The following is a 16876-nucleotide window of genomic DNA, read 5'->3' on the forward strand; positions in this document are numbered from 1 at the left end:
ATTGCCTGATGTCAAATCATTTTCAGCGATTACGGGGGAACAATCCTGTTGACAGTGGTTATGGTGCATGTTAGGAATGACGACCTTTGGGAAAGCAGGCAACGGCGCGGTTTTGAGCCTCTGCCACGGGCCGGAGGCGCCAGTGGGCGGAGCGGGCCGCCGATACATTTTCGGGAACCCTGCGGCAATCCTTCGCAGGGACGTGAGGAGGCATGAATGACCTTTCAAGAGCTTGTCCTGGCCCTCGAGCACTATTGGGCCGGCAAGGGCTGCGTCATCCAGCAGCCCTATGACCTGGAGGTCGGTGCGGGAACCTTCAATCCGGCCACGTTTCTCCGCTCCCTGGGGCCGGAGCCGTGGAACGTGGCCTACGTGGAACCGTCCCGGAGGCCCACCGACGGGCGCTACGGGGAAAATCCGAACCGCCTGCAGCATTACTACCAGTACCAGGTGATCATGAAGCCCTCTCCCCTGAACATCCAGGAACTTTATCTGGATTCGCTCCGCAGCTTCGGGATCGATCCCCTGGACCACGACATCCGTTTTGTGGAAGACGACTGGGAGTCCCCCACCGTCGGGGCCTGGGGGCTTGGCTGGGAGGTCTGGCTGGATGGGATGGAAATCACCCAGTTCACCTATTTCCAGCAGGTGGGGGGCTTCGATCTCAAGCCCGTTTGCGCGGAGATTACCTACGGCATCGAGCGGATCGCCATGTACATCCAGGGGGTGGACAACGTCTACGACCTGAAGTGGAACGAGTCGGTCACTTACGGCGATGTGCATCACCGGGGTGAAGTGGAGTGGTCCGTCTATAATTTCGAGAAGGCCGATACGGCCATGCTGAGGACGCTGTTCGACATGTACGAGGCGGAGGGAATCCGGGCCGCAGGCCAGGACCTTGTCCTGCCGACGTACGACTGCTGCCTGAAGTGTTCGCACACCTTCAACATGCTCAATGCCCGGGGGGCCATCAGCACCGCCGAGCGGACGAGTTACATCGGCCGGGTACGCAACCTTGCCCGGCTCAGCGCCGAGGGATACCTGAAACAGCGGGAGACAATGGGATTCCCTCTGCTGGACCGGAAGTGGAACGCTTCCTGAGCGGGCAGTTCTGATCATGCCGTTGAACCAGGCTGGAAAAATAAGCCCGAAAGCCGAATATCCGGGATCCTGAGTCGTGGGGCGTGTCGTCCGGCGTGTCGGATGACGCGAAGGACAAAGGATGAAGGAAGTGAGGCGGTTGGGCGTTTCCCGTCAGCCTGTGGGGAGCGGTTACGCGGATACGCTGGATACGGGAGATAAACATGGGCAAGGAATTGCTGCTGGAAATCGGAACGGAGGAAATCCCCGCGGGCTTCCTGCCGAAAGCCATCGCCGATCTCGAAGAGATGAGCCGGAAGGCCTTCGCCGGCGAGAGAATTTCTCACGGACCGGTACGGGCTCTCGCCACGCCGCGCCGCCTTTGTCTGACCGTGGCGGATGTGTCGGAACGGCAGGAGGACCAGCTGGTGGAGAAGATGGGGCCGGCCCGCAAGGTCGCCTATGACGAGGCTGGAAATCCCACGAAGGCCCTGCTCGGGTTTGCCCGGGGACAGGGGCTGGACGTCGCGCAACTGGAGGTGGTTTCCACGGAGAAGGGCGAGTATTTCTGCGCCCGCAGGAGGATCGCCGGGGTGGAGACGGCATCGATTCTCCCGGGCCTCCTGGCGAAGCTGCTGGTTTCCATTCCCTTCAAGAAAACCATGCGCTGGTCTTCCTTCGACCTTCGCTTTCCAAGGCCCATCCACTGGATCGTGGCCCTGTTCGGCGGCGAGGTGGTGCCGTTGACCGTCGAGAACATCGTGAGCGGCCGGGAAACCCGGGGACATCGCTTCGTAAGTCCCGATCCGGCCCCCGTGAAGGGGTTCGATGACTATCTGGAGGTCCTCCGGAACAAGTGCGTGATCGTCGATCCGGAGGAGCGCAAGCGCATCATCCGGGAGGAGAGCCGCAAGGCGGCCGCAGCCGTCGGCGGGCAACCCCTGGAGAATGACGATCTCCTGGATACGGTGACGTTTCTGGTCGAGTATCCGACGGTCGTGTGCGGCAGTTACGACCCGGCCTACCTGGCCCTCCCCGGAGAGGTGCTCATCACCTCCATGATGTCCCATCAGAAGTACTTCCCCGTCGTGGACGCAGGGGGAAAGCTCCTGGCCCACTTCCTGACGGTGAACAACACGCCGGCGCGGGACCCCGCTGTGGTTACCCGGGGCAATGAGAAGGTCATTCGGGCCCGCCTCTCCGATGCCCGGTTCTTCTTCGACGAGGATCAGAAGATCCCCCTCGACCGGCGCGTGGAGGATCTCCGCAAGGTCGTGTATCACAGCCTGCTGGGGACGTCCTTCGACAAGGTGGAGCGCTTCCGGGCGCTGGCGTCGGTCATCGCCGGCCGGGTCTGCCCGGCAAAGAAAGAGACCGTCGACCGGACGGCCTGGCTCGCCAAGGCGGACCTGGATACACAGATGGTCGGGGAGTTTCCGGAGCTGCAGGGCGTCATGGGACGGGAGTACAGTCTGCTTGCGGGCGAGGAGCCCTCCGTGGCCCGCGGGATCTACGAACACTACCTTCCGGTGGTCGCCGGCGGTGACCTGCCCGGGACGGACGAAGGGGCCGTCGTCAGCATCGCCGACAAGCTGGACACGATCGTCGGCTTTTTCGGAGTCAACGTCGTTCCCACGGGAACGGCCGATCCCTATGCCCTGCGCCGGCAGGCCCTGGGCATCCTGAACATCATCCTGGAAAGGGGCTACGCCCTCGACCTCGGCGATCTCGTGGACGAGAGCCTCTCCATCCTGGGCCCCCTGGTGAAGCGGCCCCCGGCGGAGGTGAAGGCCGACGTCCTGTCGTTCTTCCAGGCCCGTTTCCAGAACCAGCTCATGACCCAGGGCTACGCCTATGACGTGGTCGACGCCGTCCTAGCCGCCGGGGCGACCGACGCCGTGCAGGTCCTCCTGCGGGTCAAGGCCATGGACGTCTTCAAGTCCCACGAGGCCTATCGGCCCCTGGCGACGGCCTTCAAGCGGGCGGGCAACATCATCCGCGACTTTCAGGGAGGGAGCGTGGATCCCTCTCTTTTCGAGGGCGAGGAGGAAAAGACGCTCCATGAGGCCTTCCTGTCCATGAAGGAAAAGGCCCAGTCGGGCATCTCCCGGCACGATTATATGGCGGCCCTTTCGGAAATGGCCGGGATCCGCGGACCGGTGGATGCCTTCTTCGAGAAGGTTCTGGTCATGGCGAAAGACGACCGGATCCGTTTCAACCGCCTGTCGCTGCTCAGCGAGATCTCCTCCTTTTTCCGGCAGGTGGCCGATTTCTCGAAGATTGTTACGGAGTCGTGAAACGGGGGAAGAAGCCCGGAAGGGACGGCGGATTCCCGCGTGCCTTGACCCCGTTTCCATGGGGAGCAACAATGCCGGTGCCCGCGGATCGGCCGCGGAGCCGGCCTTGACAGAAAAAGGAACAGCCGGTCTGCAGGCGTCCGATCGGGAATGCGTGCGGACCGGCGGGAGTGAATAATATGGCGTCGGATCCCGTCAGCAGCAAAAAAATCTCCGAGCTCGAAGAGAAGCTCATCCTCCGCAAGCAGCTTCAGGACATCACCAACCGCATCCATGCAGCCCAGAACCTGAAACAAATCCTGGTGGACCTGAAGGACGGCATCCTCACGCTGTTCGACGCCCATTCCGTCACGATCTATGTCGTGGACAAGATCCGCAACGAAATCTACTCCATGTTTCTCAGCGGAACGGAGCTCAGGGACATCCGCGTTCCCATCAGCAACAAGAGCATCGCCGGCTTTGTGGCCAACACGGGCAAGACGGTGAACATCGCGGACGCCTATGACGTGGAGGAACTCGGGAAGATCGACAAGAATCTGAACTTCGACCCGAGCTGGGACAAGAAGACGGGGTTCCGGACCCGACAGATCCTGGCCATGCCGGTTCTGTACAGCAATACCGTGATGGGGGTGGTCCAGATCATCAACCGCAGGGGCGCGACGGGCAAGTTTTCCGAGGATGAAGAGAATTTTCTGAAGGAAATCGCCCAGGTTCTCGGAGTCTCCTTCTTCAACCAGGAGCGGTTCGCCAGGAGGCGGAAGACCAAGTTCGACTATCTCGTCGTTCGTGGACTTCTGAAGGAGGAAGAACTGGATGGCTCCTGGGACGAGGCCCGGGAACAGAAGGAGACCATGGAAAACTTCCTGATGAAGAAGTTCAAGGTCTCCAGGGAAGACATCGGGAAATCCTACGAAGAATTCTACCGCTGCCGCTTCATCCAGTTCAACGACAAGCTCCCCATTCCGGGGGAGCTCCTGAAAAACCTCAAGCCCGAATACCTTCGCCGGGAGCTGTGGGTGCCCATCGAGAAGATCGACGGCCAGATTCATGTCATCGTCGACGACCCGAACAACATCCTCAAGCGGGACACCATCGAAAGCCTCCTGAAGACCAAAGCCGTCAAGTACGACGTCTCCCTGCCGGAGGACATCATCAAGTACATCGCCCAGTTTTTCCATTCCACGGTGGACGAGACCTCCATCTCGGAGATTCTGGGCAGGATGGACGCCCCGGATGAGGAGGCGTTCGAGGAGGGTGAGGAGGTCGTCACCGAGTCGGACAGCGCCATCATGCAACTGGTGAACAAGATCATCAACGATGCCTACCACCGGCGGACTTCGGATATTCACATCGAGCCGAACGTGACCAAGAAGAACGTGGAGATCCGCCTTCGCGTCGACGGCGACTGCGGTCTCTACCAGACCGTTCCCTTCAGTTATCGGAACGCCCTCGTTTCAAGAATCAAGATCATGTCCAACCTGGACATCACCGTGAAGCGGATCCCCCAGGACGGCAAGATCAAGTTCCGCCGTGCCGGCGGCGACGAGATCGAGCTCCGCGTCGCCACCATCCCGACCCAGGGCGGGGTGGAGGACGTCGTCATGCGCATCCTCGCCAAGGGGGAGACCCTTCCCCTCGAGGCCATGGGCATGCTGCCCCGGAATTACAAGGAACTGGTCAACTCCTGCGAAAAGCCCTACGGGATGGTCCTGGTGGTGGGACCGACCGGATCCGGGAAGACCACGACCCTCCACGCGGCGCTGAAGCACATCAATACCCCCGACCGCAAGATCTGGACGGCCGAGGACCCGGTGGAAATCACCCAGTACGGACTCCGGCAGGTCCAGGTCCAGCCCAAGATCGGCTTCGATTTCGCCGCCGCCATGCGGGCCTTTCTCCGGGCCGATCCGGACGTGATCATGGTCGGGGAAATGCGCGACTTCGAGACGGCCAAGACGGGCGTTGAGGCCTCCCTGACGGGTCATCTCGTCTTCAGCACCCTCCATACGAACAGTGCGCCGGAGACGATCACCCGCCTCCTGGACATGGGGATCGATCCCCTCAATTTCGCCGACGCCCTCCTGGCCATTCTGGCCCAGCGACTGGTGCGGACCCTCTGCAAAAACTGCAAGGAGGCATACCATCCGACCCAGGCGGAGTTTGAGGAGATCGTCATGAGTTACGGGCAGGAGGATTTCGGGAAACTCAATGTGCCCTACAGTGAAGGTCTGACCCTTTATCGGCCGAAGGGATGCCCCGCCTGCGACGGGTCGGGATACAAGGGCCGGATGGGGATCCACGAGCTTCTGCTGGGGACGGACGAAATGAAGCGGCTCGTTCAGAAACATGCCACCATCGAGGAAATGCGGGCTCTGGCCATGGACCAGGGGATGACCACCCTGCTCCAGGACGGCATCCAGAAAGCCATCCAGGGAGTGACCGATTTCAAGCAGGTCAGGAGAGTTTGCATCAAGTAGCCTGCCAAGGGCTTGAAATGATAAAAAGATTGTAACTGCTGGCCGTTTTTTGTATATTTTTGTGAATTTTTCTCGTGCATGAGATCTCGCAGCGCAGGCGGAATCAGGGGCGCACGCCGGGAAGAATCCACAGGCGGCCGGTTTAGGAGAGGCATGATGCAAGCGGGCAGGGGAGTGCAATGAGCAAGTGGAAGGGTTCGTTCGCGGCCGATGCCGCAATCGGCCTTGTTCTGACCGTCCTGGCGCTTCTGGCCCTTTATTTTCAATGGGGTCCCCTGGAACGGATCAATTACGGCGCTTACGACCTGGGGCTCTCCCTGCGGCAGAATCCCTCCGCCCGGACGGCTCCCTCTCCCGTCGTCGTCGTGGCCATCGACGATGCCAGCATCGCCGGTATCGGCCGATGGCCCTGGCCCCGCCACTACATTGCCCAGATGATCTGGTTTCTCCGGCAGGCCGAGGCCAAGGTCGTAGGGGTAAACATCATCTACTCCGAGCCGGACCTGAATCAGGGTCTGATCGAAATCCGGAACATCCTCAAGGAATTCGAGAGCGGCGCCGCCCAGGCCGGCCAGCTCTTCACCATGCTGAAGGAAGCGGAGAGCCGCCTCGACAACGATGCCCGGCTTGCCGCGAGCCTGGATGAGAGCAAGCGGGTGGTCCTGCCCCTGTATTTTCAGCTCGGAAACGCCTTCGGCGGCGAACGGAAGGACATGCCGGAGGTGCTGAAGCGGAATTCGGTATCCATTCCCGGCCTCGCCAGCGGGTTGACGGCCGTCGAGATCACGCCCCCCATCCCGGAGTTTGCCGAGAAGGCCGCGGCCCTCGGCCATCTGAATATCATGGCCGACCGGGACGGCGCCGTCAGGACCGAGCCTCTCCTGATCAACTACGAGAACCGCTTTTTCCCGTCCCTGTCGCTGCAGCTCACCCTGAAATACCTGAATTACGACATCAAGGACCTGACCGCCCGGGAAGGACTCCGCATCGGCCGCCTCGTGATCCCCGTCCAGCCGGATAACCGCATGTTTGTGAGCTATTCCCAGCTCCCCACGGTCTATTCGTTCGTGGACGTGGTCGGCAACAAGGTTCCGCCGGAGGCGTTCAGGGACAAGATCGTCCTCATCGCCCTCAATGCGGTGGGTATGGGAGCGCTCCAGGTGACCCCGCTTGGTCCGAACGTCCCGTCTTTTGTCGGGCTCTCGAACGTGATCACCGACATCATCAACAACCGTGATTTTGTGGTTCGTCCCGACTGGGCCTTCTGGGTCGAGATCGCCGTGGCGATTCTCTTCGGCCTCTTCCTGGCCTTCGCCATTCCCCGCATGAAGGCCTGGCTGAGCGCCATGATTTCCCTGCTTCTGCTCGTGGCATGGTGCGGAACGTCCATGTTCCTCCTCGTGTCACAGGGGTGGTGGATCAAGATGTTTTATCCCGCCGTGCTGCTCCTGGCGGGCTACATCGTGATCGTATCGAAGCGGTTCCTGTGGACGGAGAAGACCAAGGAGCACATGGAGGCGGACGGCATCGAAACGAACAAGATGCTCGGGCTGTCCTTCCAGGGCCAGGGAATGCTGGACATGGCCTTCGACAAGTTCCGGAAGTGCCCCGTGGAGGACGAGTCGGTGAAGGAACTTGTCTACAACCTGGGCCTCGATTTCGAGCGCAAGCGGATGTTCAACAAGGCTGTGGCGGCCTACGAGCATATCCGTACCGCCGGTGCCTTCAAGGATGTGGACGACCGCATCCGGAAGCTCAAGGTGGCCGGCGAGACAATGATCTTCGGTCTCGGCGGAGCCAAGAAGGACGGGACCGTCCTGATCGACAGTGCCGAGACGAAACCCACGCTGGGCCGGTACGAGGTCGTGAAGGAGCTTGGACGCGGCGCCATGGGGACCGTATACTTGGGGAAAGATCCCAAGATCAACCGGGAGGTGGCCATCAAGACCCTCCGGTACGAGGATATCGACGAAGAGCAGCTGGCGGAAGTGAAGAAGCGTTTCTTCCGCGAGGCCGAGGCCGCCGGGCGGCTGTCCCACCCGAACATCGTCACGATCTATGATGTCGGCGAGGACTATGAAATCGCCTATATGGCCATGGAGCTTCTCTCCGGCTCGGATCTGACGAAATACTGCCAGAAGGAAAACCTCCTGCCTCTTCACGAGGTGGTCCGGATCGTTGCGGCTACGGCGAACGCCCTCGATTACGCCCATGAGCACGACGTCGTCCACCGCGACATCAAGCCGGCGAACATCATGATCCTCAAGAACGGCGAGGTCCGGGTCGCCGACTTCGGCATCGCCCGGGTGGTCACGACTTCGAAGACCCAGACGGGAGTGGTCCTGGGGACGCCCAGCTACATGTCGCCCGAGCAGATTGCCGGCCAGAAGGTGGACGGGCGGTCCGATCTGTTTTCCCTGGGGGTTGTGCTATTCGAGCTGCTTACGGGTGCCAAGCCTTTCCAGGGAGACAGCATTGCTACCCTGATGTTCAACATCACGACAGGGGTGCCCCCCCGGGTGGTCGAACTGGTTCCGGACATATCGCCCGCCCTTCAGGCCGTTCTGGACAAGGCCCTGGCCAAGGATCGCGAACAGCGGTACCAGAAGGGCTCGGAAATGGCCGAGGACCTTGTGCAGGCTCTTAAATCGTAAGGAGGAGACTCGCGGATGCTCCGGATTGCCGGACGGACCGATCAGGGACGCGTCAGGGCCAATAACGAGGATAGTTTCTATGTCCGCGAGGACAAGGGCCTCCTCGTCGTGGCCGACGGCATGGGAGGGCATGCCTCCGGGGAGGTTGCGAGCCGGATAGCCGTAGACATCATCCGGGATTATTTCGACGATGCGGCGGGCGCGAAGGCCTTCGTCGGTGATTTCGATCCGGGTTTTCTGGAGGGAACGAACCGGTTGGGAGCGGCCATCCGGCTGGCCAACATGGCCATTTTCGAGGCAGCAGGCAGCCAGGCAAAGTATGCCGGCATGGGAACGACGGTTGCAGCGGTGCTTATTCAGGACAACCGCATGGGTATCGCCCACGTGGGGGACAGCCGCGTCTACCTGGCCCGGGCCGGGGACCTGGCCCAGCTGACGGACGATCACTCCCTGGTGGCGGAACAGGTCAAAAGGGAGATGATCAGCCCCGAGGAGGCCCGGGAGGCGGAGAACCGAAACATCCTGACCCGGGCGTTGGGAATCGCTCCGGAGGTCAAGGTGGATCTCAATGAGATGACCCTCGCCGACGGGGACCGGATTGTCCTCTGTTCCGACGGGTTGAGTACCATGGCTTCCGATGAGGACATCCTGGCTGTCGTCCGGACGGCGGAGGATTTGGAGAAGGCCTGCAGCGAGCTGATCGGGATGGCCAACGACCGCGGCGGCCGGGACAACATCACCGTGGTTCTGGCTGAAATCAGGAAAAAGAAGGGGCTGGTCGCGTCCATGTGGGACGTTTTGACATCATGGTTCAGGAGGTGAGGTATGGCAAGGGTTCTGCTGAAGTTCAAGGAGGCCTTGATCAAAGAGATCCCGCTTGACAAGCCTGTGACCACCATCGGCAGAAAGGCGGAAAACGATATCGTCATCGACAACCAGGCCGTCTCGGGCTTTCATGCCAAGATCCTGGCCGATGGCGAGGCATTTGCCATCGAGGATCTCGGAAGCCTCAACGGCACCTTCGTGAACGGGCAGCGGGTGACGAAGGTCGACCTGGACAACGGCGACATCGTTCTGATCGGGATCCACAGCCTGGAGGTGGACTGCCCGTCCCGCAGGGAAGCGGACAGGCAAAGCCAGGCCGTGCGGGGACGATCCATGGACGAGACCATGGTGATCGATCCGGCGTCGCAGAAGCGCATGCTGGAGGCCACGACCAAGGCCGAGGACGTCCTGGGAGGCTTCGTCGTCGTCGAGGGTTCCGCAGAGAAGCGGGAGTACGAGCTCAAGGACCGGGTCGTGACGATCGGGAAGGACGAGAGCGCCGCCATCCGCCTGAAGGGATTTTTCGCCCCCGCCGTAGCCGCCCTGGTGAATCGCCGCAAAGAGGGATACTTCATGACGCCCGCCAGCGGAAAATCCTTCAAGGTGAACGGGCAGGACGTGAAAACCCGGTACGACCTGAAGGATGGCGACCTCGTGGAGGTCGGCAACCTGAAGATGCAATTCTTTATCAAGGAGTGATTCCATGAAAAAAGACGCGTTCGTCAAGTTGGCGCTGATTGCAGCCGCTCTTCTTGTGCTCCCGGCTCTGACGGGGTGCATGGTCAAGGAAAGCACATACCTGAAAAAGGTTGCGGAACAGGAGGCCCTTCAACAGAAGTACAATCAGCTGGACAAGGAAAAGGCCGATCTCCTCCAGAAGAAAATGGAGTGCGACCGCGACCTGAAATCATCCTCCGACGAGTTGAAGCGGAGCATCGCCGAACTCCGGCAGAAGAACGCCGATCTCCAGTCGCTGCAGAAGAAAAAGGAGGAGATCCAGACGGAAAGCCAGGCCTATAAGGACCTTCTCCGGGAAATGAAAGGTGAGATGGCCCGGGGGCAGGTGACCATCGAGGAGCTGAAGGGAAAGCTGACACTCGGTCTGGCGGACCAGATCCTCTTCGACTCGGGCCAGTCGGAGGTGAAGAAGGACGGCCTGGCAATCCTCAAGCGGATCGTGGACATCCTCGGCAAGGTGCAGGACAAGGCCATCCGCGTCGAGGGGCACACGGACAACGTGAAAATCTCGGGACGGCTGGCCCAGCGTTTCCCCACCAACTGGGAGCTTTCGGCCGCCCGGGCCATCAATGTCGCCCGTTTCCTTGAAGAAAACGGGATCGACCCGAAGATCCTGTCGGCCGCTGCCTACGGTGAATACAAGCCCGTCGCGGACAACAGCACGCCGGAGGGCCGCCAGAAAAACCGGCGGATCGCCATCATTCTCCTGCCGAAGGACTGAAGCGGGAGGCGGACGAAGATCAATCATGAAGGGGTTGGAGGTGAGGGGGAATGCCGGGCACCCCGCCTCTGACCCCTTCCTGTTTTCGAATCAGGGAGCATCATAGACGAGCCATGCCGGGAAAAACGATCACCGAGAAGATCATCGGCGACCACCTGGTCGAGGGGCGATTCGGCCCCGACGAGGAGATCGCCATCCGCATCGACCAGACCCTGACCCAGGACGCCACGGGAACCATGGCCTACCTGCAGTTCGAATCGATGGGCATTCTCCGGGTCCGGACAGAGCTGTCCGTCAGCTACATCGATCACAACACCGTGCAGATCGGTTTCGAAAACGCCGACGACCACCGCTATCTCCAGACGGTGGCCCGGCGCTACGGCATCCACCTCTCCCGGGCGGGAAACGGGATCTGCCACCAGGTGCACCTGGAGCGGTTCGGCCGCCCCGGGAAGACCCTGGTCGGCTCCGACAGCCACACCCCGACCGGAGGCGGGCTGGGCATGCTGGCCATCGGTGTGGGCGGGCTGGACGTGGCGCTGGCCATGGCCGGGGAGTCCTTCTGGCTGACCTGCCCCCGGGTCGTCGGGATCCGGCTGTCCGGGAAGCTCAGGCCCTGGGTCTCCGCCAAGGACATCATCCTGAAAGTACTGGAGATCTTCTCCGCCAAGGGGAACGTCGGCACGGTCTTCGAGTACGGGGGGGAAGGCCTGGCGGGACTCGCCGTTCCCGAGCGGGCGACCATCGCCAACATGGGAGCCGAGTGCGGCGTCACGACCTCCGTCTTCCCCAGCGACGAGCAGACCCGGCGCTTTCTCGCGGCCCAGGGACGGGAGTCCGCCTGGGTCCCCCTGGCGTCGGATCCCGACGCTGCATATGAGCGCGTGGTCGAGATCGACCTGTCCGCGCTGGAGCCGCTGGCAGCCAAGCCCCACAGTCCCGACAACGTCAGCCCCGTCCGGGAGATCGCCGGGATCGGGGTGGACCAGGTCTGTCTCGGCAGCTGCACAAACTCTTCCTACCGCGACCTGGCGACGGTGGCCCGCATCCTGAAAGGCCGGTCCGTCCATCCCGACGTCAGCTTCGTCATCGCGCCGGGTTCCCGGCAGGTCCTGGAAAACCTGCTCCGGGACGGCTACCTGGAAGACCTGCTCGCCTCCGGCGCCCGGCTCATGGAAAACGCCTGCGGCTTCTGCATCGGTAGCGGCCAGAGTCCCCGGTCGGACGCCGTTTCCCTGCGGACCTCGAACCGGAATTTCTTCGGCCGGTCCGGGACGAAGGACGCCCGGGTTTACCTGGTGAGCCCCGAGACGGCGGCGGCCGCCGCACTCACCGGCCGCATTACGGACCCCCGGGAGCTGTCTGTCCCCTACCCGGAGATCGCTCTCCCGGAACGGTTCCACATCGACGATGCGCTGATCCTGGTTCCTCCAGACGCCGGCGCGACCCGGACGGTGGAGGTCTATCGCGGTCCCAACATCGGGGAGCCGCCGGCGAACACGCCGCTTCCGGAGGATCTCCGGATGGAGGCGACCATCAAGGTGGGGGACGCCATCACGACGGATCACATCATTCCGGCGGGGGACCGGATGAAGTACCGGTCGAACATTCCCAAATATTCGGAGTACGTCTTCGAAATCGTGGACAGTGAGTTCCACCGGAGGGCGCGGAAGATCCAGGGCGAGAGAAGGCAGAACGCCATCGTCGCCGGCGTTTCCTACGGCCAGGGCTCGTCCCGGGAACACGCCGCCATCTGTCCCATGTATCTGGGGGTGCGGGCCGTCATCGCGAAGTCCTTTGAGCGGATTCATGCGGCGAACCTGGTCAATTTCGGGATCCTGCCGCTCGTTTTCGCCGACGGGCGGGACTACGACGGCGTCGATCAGGGAGACCGCCTGGAGGTACCGGCGATCCGGAAATCCCTGCTGGAAAACGGATCGCTGGTGGTGGAGAATCGGACGAAGGGAACCTCTTTCCGGGTGACCTGTGACTTGACAGACCGCCAGAAGCGGATGATCCTGGCCGGCGGGGCCCTGAACCTGCGCAACGGCTGAAGAACGGGAACGGGACTCCCGGCGGGAAGCGCCGACCCGGGTCCGGGAAATCAATAAAGAAGTGGAGATGTCGTACATGGCCAAGGCAGGAAAAATCGTCGTAAAAACGCCCCTTGTCGAGATGGACGGGGACGAGATGACCCGCGTCATGTGGGCGATCGTGAAGGAGAAACTGCTGTTTCCCTTCCTGGATATTCCCCTGGATTACTACGATCTGCACCTGAAACACCGGGACGACACGGACGACCGCGTGACGGTGGAGGCTGCCCGGGCCGTGGCGAGGCTGGGCGTCGGCGTCAAGTGCGCCACCATCACCGCCAACGAGGACCGCGTCCGGGAATATTCGCTGAAGAAGGCCTGGAAGAGCCCCAACGCCACCATCCGGGCCTTCCTGGACGGGACGGTGTTCCGGACGCCCATCCTCGTCAAGAACATCCGGCCCTCCGTGGCTTCCTGGAGACGGCCCATCATCATCGGGCGCCATGCCTACGGAGACGTCTACAGCGGAGTCGAGATCCGCGTCCCCGGAGAGGGGACAACGGAGATCGTGTTCACCCCCTCTGACGGCGGGGAGCCTCTCCGGAAGACCATTCACGCCTTTACGGGCCCCGGCATCATCCAGGGAATCCACAATACCGATGCCTCCATCGAGAGCTTCGCCCGGGCCTGTTTCACCTATGCCCTGGACCGGAAGGTGGATGTCTGGTTCAGCACCAAGGACACCATTTCCCAGACCTACGATGCCCGGTTCCGGGAGATCTTCCAGCGGGAGTACGACGCAAACTGGAAGCAGGCCTTCGAGAAGGAGGGAAGGGAGTACTTCTTCACCCTCATCGACGACGCGGTGGCGCGGGTCATGAAGTCCGAGGGCGGGATGCTCTGGGCCCTGAAAAATTATGACGGCGACGTCCTGTCCGACATGGTCGCCTCCGCCTGCGGCAGCCTGGCCATGATGACCTCCGTCCTCGTGTCGCCCAGGGGCTGGTACGAGTTCGAGGCGGCCCACGGGACGGTGCAGAAGCACTATTACAAACACCTCAAGGGGGAGGTGACGTCCACCAACTCGATGGCCCTCATCTTCGCCTGGACGGGAGCCCTCCGGAAACGGGGGGAGATGGACGGGACCCCCGACGTCGCCGCTTTTGCCGACGCCGTGGAGAAGGCGGCCATCGGGACCATCGAGGACGGAGTCATGACGGGCGATCTCCTGGTCCTGGCCGATTCGGGGCCGCAGAACCGGAAGGTGACCACCGAGGGATTCATCGACGCCGTGGCGGAGCGGCTGGCGAGGGAATGGTAGTCTTTCCTCCGAGGCCTTCCCGGCAGGGAGTTCCATGGAAAAGCCGAATCTCCGGGACATGACGCTGGACGAGCTGGAGGCCTTCATCGCCGGGATGGGGAAGGAGCGCTACCGGGCCCGCCAGATCATGAAGTGGATGTACAACACGCCGGCGGCGTCCTTCGGCGAGATGACCACCCTGTCGCGTCCGTTCCGGGAGCAGATGGAGGTTCAGGCCTCCCTGGACCAGCCGGAGATCGCCGGCGAGCAGGTCTCCCGGGACGGGACGAAAAAAATCCTCTTCCGGCTTCGGGACGGGCGGTTCATCGAGAGCGTCCTGATCCCGGGAAAGAACCACTGGACCGCCTGCGTGTCCACCCAGGCGGGCTGCGCCATGGGCTGCCGGTTCTGTCTGACGGGGAAGACGGGGCTTGGGCGCGATCTCCGGCCGTCGGAGATCACGGGGCAGTTGACGCGCCTGAAGTTTTTCACTCCCGAGGGGCCGGACGTGAAAAACATCGTCCTCATGGGAATGGGAGAGCCCCTCGCCAACTACGGGAACACGATCAAGGCCCTGAAAAACCTGACCTCCGATCACGGGCTGGGATTCTCAACCCGGAAAATCACGGTGTCCACCTGCGGCCTGCCGCCCCAGATCGTCCGGCTCGGGGAAGAACTCTGCGTGAACCTTGCCGTCTCGCTGAACGCGCCGGACGACCGGCGCCGTGATGAGTTGATGCCAGTAAACCGGAAGTACCCCCTGGATGTTCTCCTCAAGGCGTGCCGCGACTATCCCATGCCGGGGCGGCGGATGCTGACCTTCGAATACATCCTCATCGGCGGTGTCAACGATGCACCGGCCGACGCGGAGATGCTTGCCCGGCTTCTCCGGGGGCTCCGCTGCAAAATCAACCTGATCGCCTTCAATGAATTCCCCGGCTCCCCCTATCGAAGCCCCTCGGAAGAGGCGGTGCAGACCTTCCGGGACATCCTCATCCGCCGGCATTACACGGCTATCCTCCGGGCCAGCAAGGGAAGCGACATCCTCGCCGCCTGCGGCCAGCTGAGCGGCCGGGCGGCGGACGAGGGCGGACCTCCGCCTTCTCAATCCTCCAGCGCATAAGGCAGCGATTCCCGGATACTTTCCGGGATCCGGCCGTAGGCTCCCTCGAACTCCTCCAGGAAGGCCTGCCGTCCCCGGAAGAAATCCTCAACCTTCTTTCTCAATACCGCCGGATCTTCGTACAGCCTGGAGGCGACCATCATGTCCAGGTTCGCCCGGTCGCACTGGATGGGGTAGGAATATCCCAGAACGTCCGCATCGGAACTGAAGCGGATCTGGCGGCGCACCAGGTCGTTGTAGGACGCCAGGGACTGGCGGAGGGTGACCTTCCGCTCGAAGGCGCCGATGGTGCCCGTGTTGGCCAGGTAACACCGGACGGGGTTCTTCATCAGGATTTCGTAGAAGAGCAAGGCGTGTTCCAGCCGGTTTCCCGTCAGGAAAGGGTCGAGAAAGATCTCCCGCTTGAACTTGCCCGCTTCCTCGGGATTGCCGCCGCTCGATTCGATCGACTCGCCGTAGAGAAACTGCATGACCGCCTGCTCGGGGGTGAGGCGGGAGAGGGCGTTGGCGAGGGGATTCCGGGTCAGGATGATGATGTTGTGGATCCGGTCCGCCCGGAGACCGGGACTGGCGATCTCCAGGTTGGCCCGGGTGACGATGGCCCGGCCGTTGCCCGTCTTGGACGTATCCCGGAAATCGGGAGTGTAGGGATATTTCGTGATGGCCACGTTTTCCAGGAAGGCGTCCCGGGACTCGGCGGCCCGGAGGATCTCCGGCTGGCTTTCGTCAAGGCCTTCCGTCTTCACGTAGAGCCCGCCCATCTCGAAGGCCTCGTAACCGCCGTCGTGACTGAAGGTCCCGCCGTCATCGCCGATCATCTCCGAAGACTCCCGGGGCAGGCGGGCGAAGGAGCGGCAGAGGGTGGTGGTTTTTCCCGTGGCGGTGAGGCCGGACACGGCGGTGACGACCTCCGTCAGCTCCGGCCGGTCCGTCTCGGGGCAGAAGACCCACAGCATGTCCCGGCGCGCCCCGGCGTGAAGGAAAACGCCCGTCCGGTCGATGGCCTTGACGCGCCAGTTCTCGAAATGGAACACGCCTTTCTTTCCCTCTCCAAGGTACATGGTATTGCGGCAGATCTTGACCTGCTCCCCCCGGCGGCTTCCCATCATCAGGCGGACCGTCAGGTCCTTGTCGAGGAGCTTCCGGCAGCGGTTGAGCCGGAAGGCCTCGTCGGTGAAAAAGAGGATTGTGTAGGTCGGATCCTCCACCTGCCGCGGTGTCGGGGAGTCGTCGAAGAGGAGCTTCAGGCCGTAGGCGATCTGGGTAAAGGGCTCCGGGATCAGGAAACGGCAGGACACCCCGTCCCGGCCGTCGCCGACGAATACGTCCAGGGAGACGATCCGCTCCGTCCGGAGGCACGAGACCGCCTGCTCCGCCAGGGCGTTTTCCTCCTCTCCGAAGGCGTCGTCGACGCTGTTCTTCGTGTGCGGGGCCGACCGGTTCATGGGCTCCGAATCGGAGGCCAGGGAGCCGTAGGACGTGCGGACGACGTCCTCCTGACGCATCGCGATATCCTTGATCTCGGAGAGGGAACGGCCCTCCAGTAGCCGTCCGTCCCTCCGGGCTTCTTCGAAAATCCGCCGGGTCGCATTTGTGAAAATGTTCATTCCATACCTCCAGAGTTGACA

Annotated in this window: 11 protein-coding genes; 10 read left to right on the plus strand and 1 reads right to left on the minus strand. The window is 62.2% G+C overall.

Translation table 11 applies throughout. From position 1 onward, the window contains the following. Positions 1–216: 216 nt before the first annotated feature. The 10 genes from glyQ to rlmN all read left to right on the plus strand — a co-directional run bounded on the left by glyQ (position 217) and on the right by rlmN (position 15248). On the plus strand, positions 217–1101 hold the full coding sequence (gene glyQ / locus HPY65_03655; GenBank protein ID NPU83562.1) for a glycine--tRNA ligase subunit alpha: 885 nt from the start codon (positions 217–219) through the stop codon (positions 1099–1101). A 203-nt stretch (positions 1102–1304) separates the two neighbouring features. After that, on the plus strand, positions 1305–3377 hold the full coding sequence (locus HPY65_03660) for a glycine--tRNA ligase subunit beta (protein ID NPU83563.1): 2073 nt from the start codon (positions 1305–1307) through the stop codon (positions 3375–3377). A gap of 179 nt (positions 3378–3556) precedes the next feature. Then, complete coding sequence (locus tag HPY65_03665; GenBank protein NPU83564.1) at positions 3557–5854, plus strand: GspE/PulE family protein; 2298 nt, start codon at positions 3557–3559, stop codon at positions 5852–5854. A gap of 179 nt (positions 5855–6033) precedes the next feature. Further along, a complete protein-coding gene (locus HPY65_03670; protein ID NPU83565.1) occupies positions 6034–8508 on the plus strand; it encodes a CHASE2 domain-containing protein in 2475 nt (824 codons plus the stop codon). A gap of 15 nt (positions 8509–8523) precedes the next feature. Beyond that, positions 8524–9330 (plus strand): Stp1/IreP family PP2C-type Ser/Thr phosphatase, encoded by an 807-nt coding sequence (locus tag HPY65_03675; protein NPU83566.1) that lies wholly within the window; start codon positions 8524–8526, stop codon positions 9328–9330. 3 nt (positions 9331–9333) lie between these two features. Continuing rightward, entirely contained in the window at positions 9334–10032 is a 699-nt protein-coding gene (locus tag HPY65_03680; protein NPU83567.1) for an FHA domain-containing protein, read from the plus strand. 4 nt (positions 10033–10036) lie between these two features. Beyond that, positions 10037–10792 (plus strand): OmpA family protein, encoded by a 756-nt coding sequence (locus tag HPY65_03685; GenBank protein NPU83568.1) that lies wholly within the window; start codon positions 10037–10039, stop codon positions 10790–10792. Between the two features lie 113 nt (positions 10793–10905). Further along, positions 10906–12846 (plus strand): aconitate hydratase, encoded by a 1941-nt coding sequence (locus HPY65_03690; protein ID NPU83569.1) that lies wholly within the window; start codon positions 10906–10908, stop codon positions 12844–12846. A 76-nt stretch (positions 12847–12922) separates the two neighbouring features. Beyond that, on the plus strand, positions 12923–14146 hold the full coding sequence (locus HPY65_03695) for an NADP-dependent isocitrate dehydrogenase (protein ID NPU83570.1): 1224 nt from the start codon (positions 12923–12925) through the stop codon (positions 14144–14146). Between the two features lie 34 nt (positions 14147–14180). Next, positions 14181–15248: a 23S rRNA (adenine(2503)-C(2))-methyltransferase RlmN gene (gene rlmN / locus HPY65_03700; GenBank protein ID NPU83571.1), complete on the plus strand. Its 1068-nt coding sequence runs from the start codon at positions 14181–14183 to the stop codon at positions 15246–15248. On the opposite strand, the gene HPY65_03705 is transcribed toward rlmN, so the two are convergent. Then, positions 15230–16855 carry a phosphoenolpyruvate carboxykinase gene (locus HPY65_03705; GenBank protein ID NPU83572.1) on the minus strand — a complete coding sequence of 542 codons (1626 nt, stop codon included), beginning with the start codon at positions 16853–16855 and terminating at the stop codon, positions 15230–15232. The genes rlmN and HPY65_03705 overlap by 19 nt on opposite strands. Positions 16856–16876 lie beyond the last annotated feature (21 nt).

The organism is Syntrophaceae bacterium, from assembly GCA_013177825.1.
Lineage (GTDB): Bacteria > Desulfobacterota > Syntrophia > Syntrophales > PHBD01 > PHBD01.